This window comes from Mesobacillus subterraneus, assembly GCF_003937825.1.
GTDB classification, from domain to species: Bacteria; Bacillota; Bacilli; order Bacillales; family Cytobacillaceae; genus Mesobacillus; species Mesobacillus subterraneus.
On sequence record NZ_RSFW01000007.1, the window covers coordinates 133291 to 139485 of the forward strand.

A 6195-nucleotide genomic window follows, 5' to 3' on the forward strand; every position below is an offset into this window, starting at 1 on the left:
TTACCAAAAACAGGAGAACCGTCCCTGTGTTTCACCCAATATGCTTCAAGGCTTCTCTCCTGCTCAGGTTGGAGAGGGGGTATGTATTGGTTATTTCGATGACTTTTTCAGGGTTTTGTTTGGCGTATTCTCTTAATGCCCAGCCGATTGCTTTATTGATGAAAAATTCTTTGGTGTGGCAGGTTCTTGAGATGATATCCTCGAGCATGGCTACGTCGGTTTTTTCTTTATAGCCTAATTGGAATAGGATACTGGAACGGATCAGCCAGATGTTTCCGGAGGCGATCCACTTGTCGACGATGTGCTGCCTTGCATGCGGGAATAGTTCGAGGTAGTACCCCGCATGTTTTTTCGCAATATGGTCGATCGTGTCCCACCATGGCTTGGTGGTGATGATGTATTCCAGCAATGGGAGATCGTCTTCTGTGAATTGCTTCTTCATTAAATCCAACAGGTAAAGCCCGCTAATTTGCATTTCTCTTTCTTCCAACTGCCAGAGGGATGTGATGACCTGGTGTAGTTCTTCCTTCTGCGGCAAGCCATAATTCTTCACATGCTGCTTGAAAACTGCCTTCATCAGCGGGGCTCTCAATCCAATAAAACTGAATTGATTCCGCATGTAATTGGATAGCCTGACTGCCTCCTCATCATTCCGGTGTTTCAAAGCCGCTTCATATAACACTTCAACATAGTTCTCCATTGAGCTCCACCATTTCAAGTTAATAGTTTTCCTCTATATTTTATCGTTTTGGCAGTCATTTGTGAAACACGGGGACGGTTCTCCTGTTTTTCCAAAAACAGGAGAACCGTCCCTGTGTTTCCACCCTGTTTCTGGTAAAATTAGTTGTGGTGGTGATGTTTGTGTTGAGGGTTTTGTTGGTTGAGGATGATTTTTCTTTATTTAATGAAATCAGGGAGCGTCTGACTCAGTGGTCGTATGAGGTGTATGGGGTGAGGGATTTTGGTGATGTGATGGGTGATTTTACGGAGTTCAAGCCTGATCTGGTGATTATTGATATTCAGCTGCCGAAGTTTGATGGTTTTCATTGGTGCCGGATGATTCGGTCTCATTCGAATGTGCCGATTATTTTCCTTTCGTCACGGGATCATCCTACAGATATGGTGATGTCGATGCAGCTGGGAGCGGATGATTTTGTCCAGAAGCCTTTCCACTTTGATGTACTGATCGCGAAAATTCAGGCGATCCTGCGCCGCGCCTACGATTACAGTGCGGTGCAAAGCCAGCTGAAATCATGGTGCGGGGCGACGGTTGATTATGATAAAAATTCCGTTGAAAATGATAGAGGCCGGATTGAATTGACAAAGAATGAAATTTTCATTTTAAAATTGCTGATCGAGAAAAGGAATAAGATTGTCAGCCGTGACGAAGTGATCAACAGCTTGTGGGATGATAAGCGGTTCATTAGCGACAATACGCTGACAGTGAACGTCAACCGGCTTCGGAAAAAGCTCGATGAGATTGGGCTGGGTGAAAAAATTCTCACCAAGGTCGGACAGGGATACATGGCGATGGAAGAGGATCAGTTCTGATGTTTTATACATACCTGAAGGAACGCCGCAGCTGGATTCTATTGTTCCTGCTGCTCCAGTTGTTCGCCGTTTTTATCGCCTATATTGACTCGGCTGTTTCCATCACTTCAATTCTATACTATGTTTTTCTGTCACTGATTCTTTTTGTGATTTTCCTCGTCATCCGGTATCAAAAAGAAATGAAGTTTTTTCAGGAGATGAAAGAAGCGGAGGATCTCCTCGATTTTTCTAAAAATGAAGCACTAAGTCCTTTCGAAAAAATCGTAACGGAAAGCCTGACATATCATTTCGAAGTGCTCAAAAAAGCCGTTTCCAACAACGAACGCACGGTCGACCAGGAAAAGGATGAGCTGCTTTCGTGGATTCATGAAGTGAAAACACCATTGACGGCTCTAAAATTGATGATTGACCGGCTTGAGGATCAGACTCTGAAAAAAGAAATGACGTATGAATGGCTGAGGATCCACCTTTTATTGGATCAGCAGCTTCACCAAAAGCGGATTCCGTTTATGGAAAATGACTTATATATAGAAAGAACGGATTTGGAGAGTGTGATTTTTGGCGAGGTCAAAACGCTCCAATCATGGTGCATCCAGAAAGGCATCGGTTTTGAGATCGATCTGGTGGTCAGGGAAGTAATGACGGATGCCAAGTGGCTGGCTTTTATCATCAGGCAGCTGTTGACGAACGCGGTAAAATACAGTGAAGCTTCGGATATTAGCATAAGCAGCGGGAATCAAAACGGGCAGACATTCCTGAAAATTGCCGATGCTGGCAGGGGAATTGAGTCGAGGGATTTGCCGCGTATTTTTGAAAAGGGGTTCACCTCGACAGCCCATCATCAGGATAGTGCTGCAACCGGCATGGGACTGTATTTGGCAAGTAAAGCGGCACGTTCACTGAAAATCACCATTGATGTGGAATCAGCGCCAGGCAAGGGCAGTACGTTCAAGCTCACCTTCCCTAAAAGCAATGATTTTGTCCAGATATCAGGCATGTGACAAAACTGTCACATGCTTTTGCTTATTGTTCGCTGAATCGAAGGAAGTGAACGTGGCAGGGTTTTATACTGAATCTATCATAGAAAAAGGATGTGTGAACATGATTTTACTGGAAGCGGCAAAACTTCATAAAACATACGGAAATAAATTCAATAAGCAGGAAGTCTTGAAAGGGCTTGACCTGAAAATTTTTAAAGGGGAGTTCGTGAGCATCATGGGGGCGTCGGGGTCCGGCAAAACGACGCTGCTGAATGTCCTTTCCTCGATCGACCGGGTAACAAATGGCTCGATTAAAATCGAAGGGAACGACATTACCGGGATGAAGGAAAAGCAGCTGGCGGAATTCCGCAAGCAGCATCTCGGCTTTTTGTTTCAGGATTACAATCTGCTCGACACTCTGACGGTGAAGGAAAATATCCTTTTGCCTCTCTCTGTCAGTAAGACACCCAAAAAGGAAGCGGATCAAAGATTTGAGAGAATCGCGGCTGAACTGGGGATTTTCGAAATCAAGGATAAGTATCCAAATGAAATTTCCGGAGGGCAGAAGCAACGAACGTCCGCAGCGCGGGCTTTCATCCATGAACCTAGCATTATTTTTGCCGATGAGCCAACGGGCGCTCTGGATTCGAAGTCGGCTTCAGACCTTTTGAACAAGCTGAGCGACCTGAACCAAACGCGGCAGGCGACGATTTTGATGGTCACGCACGATCCCGTTGCGGCAAGCTACTGCGGCCGGGTCATTTTTATAAAAGATGGCTTGATTTATACAGAATTGAATAAGGGCGACCAGACGAGACAGGAATTTTTCAAGGATATCATGAAAACCCAGAGCGTATTGGGCGGTGTGCATCATGAGCGTTAATCAACTCATCCTCCGCAATCTGAAAAAGAACCTGAAAAACTATTACTTGTATGTGTTCGCGCTGATGTTCAGCGTCGCTCTTTATTTTGCCTTCGTCACGCTCCAATATGACCCGGCAATGGATGAAACAAAGGGTTCGATCAAAGGTGCCGCTGCGATTAAAGCCGCCTCAGTCCTGCTTATCGGTATTGTTGCGATTTTTCTCACTTATGCCAATAATCTTTTTATCAAAAGGAGAAGCAAGGAAATCGGACTGTTCCAGCTCGTCGGCATGACGAAAAATAAGATCTTCAGGATTCTGAGTATCGAGAACTTCCTGCTTTATTATGGTTCGCTGGCAGCAGGGGTTTTCCTTGGATTCTCTGTTTCCAAGCTGATCATGATGGTTCTTCTGAAGATCACCCAGGTGGATGGAATCGCCAGGCTCCATTTTTCCGGAGCGGCCCTGGTCCAGACGCTGCTGGTTTTTACAGCGATTTATGCATTGATGCTGCTGACGAATTATATTTTCATAAAAAAGCAAAGCATCCTGTCACTGTTCAGGGTCGTGTCGAATACGGAAGGAAGGGTCAAGACGATTTCGATTTGGGAAATGGTCATCGGTATTTTGGGCATTGGGATGATCGGTACAGGCTATTATGTATCATCCAAATTGTTTGATGGCGACTTTACTTCCGTGAATCAACTCTTTTTCGCGATGGTGTTCATTTTAGCTTCGGTCATCATCGGGACGTACCTTTTTTACAAAGGGTCTGTCAGCTTTATCGCCAATATCATCCGGAAAAAGAAGGATGGGTATCTGAAAATAAATGAAGTGCTTTCGTTGTCGTCGATTATGTTCAGGATGAAGTCAAATGCCTGGCTGCTGACGATCATCACGACAGTCTCGGCCCTGGCGATTGGTTTATTGTCGTTAACTTATATCTCATATTATTCTGCGGAACAGATGGCGAAAAACAATGTCCCTGCCCATTTTACTTTTGTGGACAGTGAATCTGCCGCAGATTTTACTGAAGAATTGGAGTCGAATAAGATTGTTTTTACGGAAAAAAGGATCGAGGTTCTTCAGGCGGTCATGAATGCCGAGGAAATCATCGGCTTGAAAATGGAGGAGTACACCCAGGATCCCGCCGCCATGAGTGTTACGGTGATTAGTGAAAAGTCTTATGGGCAAAGGGACGTGGCTAAGGATGAGGTCTATTTGACAGGCTACAGTGATATTATGATGAAATTTATCTCGATGAAGGATTCTGGGCCGATTGAGATTCGCGGGAAAGAGGAGGCGATTCCGCTCCATTATCTGGGGATGGAAAAAGAATATCCGGTTTCCCGGTATTTTGGAGGCTCGCCTGTTGCGGTTGTGGATGAAAGTGTTTTTGAACAGGTAAAAAAGGATCTGGACCCTTCTATCCAGAGAGACTCCTCATGGTATATCGGAATCGATCTTCAGGATGAGCGTGAACTGACAAAGGCGAATGAGCTGTTCAATGAGCATCAATATACGGAGGCAGGGATGAATGAATCCCGTCTGGACAGCGAAAATATCCAGAAGAGGCAAATGGGTCTGACCATGTTCATTGTCGGCTTTCTCGGGCTGACCTTCCTCATCACATCAGGATGCATCCTTTATTTCAAACAAATGGATCAGACAGAAGATGAGCAGCCGAGCTATACCATCCTAAGAAAACTGGGGTTCACACAAGGCGACCTGTTGAAGGGAATCCAAGCCAAACAAGCATTCAACTTCGGCATCCCGCTAGCCATCGGCCTGCTCCACAGCTACTTCGCCGTCAAATCCGGCTGGTTCTTCTTCGGAACCGAACTATGGTCACCCATGATCATCGTCATGACACTCTACACAGCCCTATACTCCATATTTACAGTACTCTCAGTTGCCCATTCCAAAAAAGTCATTAGGGAATCACTGTAACAGGGGGAAAACACGGGGACGGTTCTCCTGATTTTGGAAAAATACAAAACAGAGGGAAGTTTCTGCTGATTCACTATGTAAAACAGCAGAAACTTCCCTCTCATTCGTTATGGAATTCAAGTCATTTTGAGGACCTAAGAAGTATTTTTATTAGGGGATATTTTAGGAGAGTTAATATAGTTATTATTGCTGTTTTTCATTCAGTATCTCTAAAACATCCTGATGCTGTTTCTGTACGTTAGAAACATGCTTGATTTCACTTGATAATTCTGATTTCGTCTCATCAAGTTTCTTCATAAGGCTGCCGTAATAGAATGCTACTTCTTTCCGCATCTCGCTCTGTTCCGATAATAAAGAGAGTTGCCCTTGATGCAATTCCTTCTGATTTGTTTCCAAAGAGAGCTGCCCTTTCTCCAAGTTACCTAAACGATTCTCCATAGAACCAAACTTTGCATCAACAGTATCAAACCGTTTATCTATTGAATCCAAACGATCTAATATCTTATACAATATTTCCTCCAACTCATTTCACCTCCTTCTCTTTCAATTTATTATACCCGGTCCAGTAAAACTAGTCACCACAAAAAGATTGAAACACAGGGACGGTTCTAACGTTTTGCCAAAATATAAAATCCTCCTGTTTTTTTCTCTCTCTTTTTCCAAAAACAGGAGAACCGTCCCTCTGTTTGAGGTAAAATGAAGGAAAACACGGGGACGGTTCTTGTGTTTTAATAGTCGTCATGTGGACAAGTATTAAAACAGGAGAACCGTCCCTCTGTTCAAGGGGGAATATATAGATGATTCCGGCGAAAATGGATTATGTTGCATTGGCTTCTTTGCGTGGGCAGGGG

General features: G+C 44.3%; 6 protein-coding genes. 4 read left to right on the forward strand and 2 right to left on the reverse strand.

The window, feature by feature from the left end; all coding sequences use genetic code 11:
* Positions 1-31: 31 nt before the first annotated feature.
* The gene (locus EJA10_RS05405; RefSeq protein WP_125478990.1) at positions 32-700 is read right to left on the reverse strand and encodes a DNA alkylation repair protein; all 669 of its coding nucleotides are present in this window, start codon (positions 698-700) and stop codon (positions 32-34) included.
* Between the two features lie 155 nt (positions 701-855).
* Between EJA10_RS05405 and EJA10_RS05410 the strand changes: the two genes are divergently transcribed.
* From EJA10_RS05410 to EJA10_RS05425, 4 genes are all read left to right on the forward strand, one after another.
* Positions 856-1551: a response regulator gene (locus EJA10_RS05410; RefSeq protein WP_425462068.1), complete on the forward strand. Its 696-nt coding sequence runs from the start codon at positions 856-858 to the stop codon at positions 1549-1551.
* On the forward strand, positions 1551-2552 hold the full coding sequence (locus EJA10_RS05415; protein WP_125478992.1) for a sensor histidine kinase: 1002 nt from the start codon (positions 1551-1553) through the stop codon (positions 2550-2552). The genes EJA10_RS05410 and EJA10_RS05415 overlap by 1 nt, the downstream gene beginning before the upstream one ends.
* A gap of 100 nt (positions 2553-2652) precedes the next feature.
* Positions 2653-3414, forward strand: a complete 762-nt coding sequence (locus tag EJA10_RS05420; RefSeq protein ID WP_125478993.1) for an ABC transporter ATP-binding protein — start codon at positions 2653-2655, stop codon at positions 3412-3414.
* Positions 3404-5344, forward strand: coding sequence for an ABC transporter permease (locus tag EJA10_RS05425; protein ID WP_125478994.1), 1941 nt, complete (start codon positions 3404-3406; stop codon positions 5342-5344). Before EJA10_RS05420 ends, EJA10_RS05425 begins: the two co-directional genes overlap by 11 nt.
* Before the next feature lie 183 nt (positions 5345-5527).
* On the opposite strand, the gene EJA10_RS05430 is transcribed toward EJA10_RS05425, so the two are convergent.
* Positions 5528-5866 (reverse strand): hypothetical protein, encoded by a 339-nt coding sequence (locus EJA10_RS05430; protein ID WP_125478995.1) that lies wholly within the window; start codon positions 5864-5866, stop codon positions 5528-5530.
* Positions 5867-6195: the final 329 nt, after the last annotated feature.